We start from the raw sequence: 1,444 nt of genomic DNA on the forward strand, positions 1-1,444 counted from the left end.
ACCTCCAACGACGACCGCCGAGCAGCATTGACGGCTTGGCTCGACCACTACAACCTAGACAGAACCCACCTCGGCATCGGAGGCAAGACCCCTATCGACCGAATCAACAACGGTCGAGGTCAGTACACCTAGCTCGGGCGATGGCCGGCGTTGAAGGCCTGATCACCTGACAGTCGCGCCAGACATATTCCATTGGCTGCAGAGCTCATTCGCTTCACTGGCCAGCGGCATCAAGCGTGATGACCATGTCACTTCCGCGGTCGGGATGATATGACCACGCCGCGGTGATGCCATCCCAAGCCTCTGTCTGGCGCCCGTCTATCGACGTTGTCTGCTCGAGATGAGATATCACGCTCGATGGGGCATCGAGCGCCCGCAGGATACAGGCCTGATTCTCATACGACGCGCCATACGAGTCGTCGTTGCCCTTGACATCGATGGTGAGCGTGCGGTTCTCATCAGCGATCGTTGTTCCAGCGGGTGAGCCGCAAGAAGAGTATGCCTCGCCGAGCCGGCCGTCCTGTTCTGGAGCACTGGCGTCACTGCCACCCAACATGGTCTGCGCGACAAGTGTGCCTCCAACTCCGAGGATGATCCCAACTACACCCACGGCCGCCGGCAACACCCAGCGAGACGGACGCGACGGGACGCTCGGGACAGCAGCAGGAGTGCTCGACTCCAAAGCCATGCCGCGCGCGGGTGGGGGCTGATCTTCACTCATGAGCAGAACATAGCGCATCCACAGAGGAGCCGGTCGCGCTTCCCTGGCGTGCATCACCCGCACGCCCGCGGCCCGCTTCCACAAGCAATGGGCACGGTTGGGAGATTCGTGCCCTCATCTACCCCTCGTCATGTCAGACCTCGTCGGTAGGTTCGAGTGAACCAAGTCGAGGGACGGTGAGATACGTCTCCCACCGCGACGAAAGCAGAGAGGAAAAGATGGCCAGCGACAGCGAAACACTCAAGGGGATCCTCCGAGAGCTCGAGAACATCGGCTTCCTGATGGGAGATGTCAACGAAATCCGCAACGGCAACTACGACCCCCCGGGCGGGGCCAATCCAACGCCGCGGCGGTCACGCGCAAAGACGCTCGACGACCTCTTCAACGTCCTGGACGGCATCCATGCGGAAACGATGCGCCAGACCGAGCTCCTGGAAGCGATCGCCAACACACTCGAGGATGAGGGCGATGATGACAGCGCCGAAGATGAGCCCTTCGACCCCGCGAACATCTGAAGCGTCTTCGCTGACAAGAGGCTGACGATTGCATGCTGAGAATGGGGATCGGAGCTACTTCGTCCAGTTCCGATCCCCACCGGGTCTGTCCGTTCCTTTGTGTACGGGGCTTCGGCTTAGTTGATTCCTAGGCGGTCGCCGTAGGTGATGGACAGGGTGTTCAGGATAGCTTTCCAGCCGGCGATCTGCCCGGTCGGGTTCGTGCGAT

The 1,444-nt window shown here is 60.9% G+C and carries 3 protein-coding genes; 2 read left to right on the top strand and 1 reads right to left on the bottom strand.

Features of this window, described 5'->3' with window-relative positions:
* A partial coding sequence (locus tag KZA10_RS15050) for an integrase core domain-containing protein (protein WP_218683296.1) occupies nucleotides 1–132 on the top strand: 132 nt, incomplete at its 5' end.
* Nucleotides 133–214: 82 nt separating this feature from the next.
* Here the strand turns inward: KZA10_RS15050 and KZA10_RS15055 are convergent.
* A complete protein-coding gene (locus KZA10_RS15055) occupies nucleotides 215–721 on the bottom strand; it encodes a hypothetical protein (protein WP_218683294.1) in 507 nt (168 codons plus the stop codon).
* A gap of 218 nt (nucleotides 722–939) precedes the next feature.
* On the opposite strand from KZA10_RS15055, the gene KZA10_RS15060 reads away from it, so the two are divergent.
* On the top strand, nucleotides 940–1,236 hold the full coding sequence (locus KZA10_RS15060; protein ID WP_218683295.1) for a hypothetical protein: 297 nt from the start codon (nucleotides 940–942) through the stop codon (nucleotides 1,234–1,236).
* The last annotated feature ends 208 nt before the right edge of the window (nucleotides 1,237–1,444 follow it).

Source organism: Microbacterium sp. BF1 (genome assembly GCF_019279095.1).
In the GTDB taxonomy this organism is placed as follows: Bacteria; Actinomycetota; Actinomycetes; order Actinomycetales; family Microbacteriaceae; genus Microbacterium; species Microbacterium maritypicum.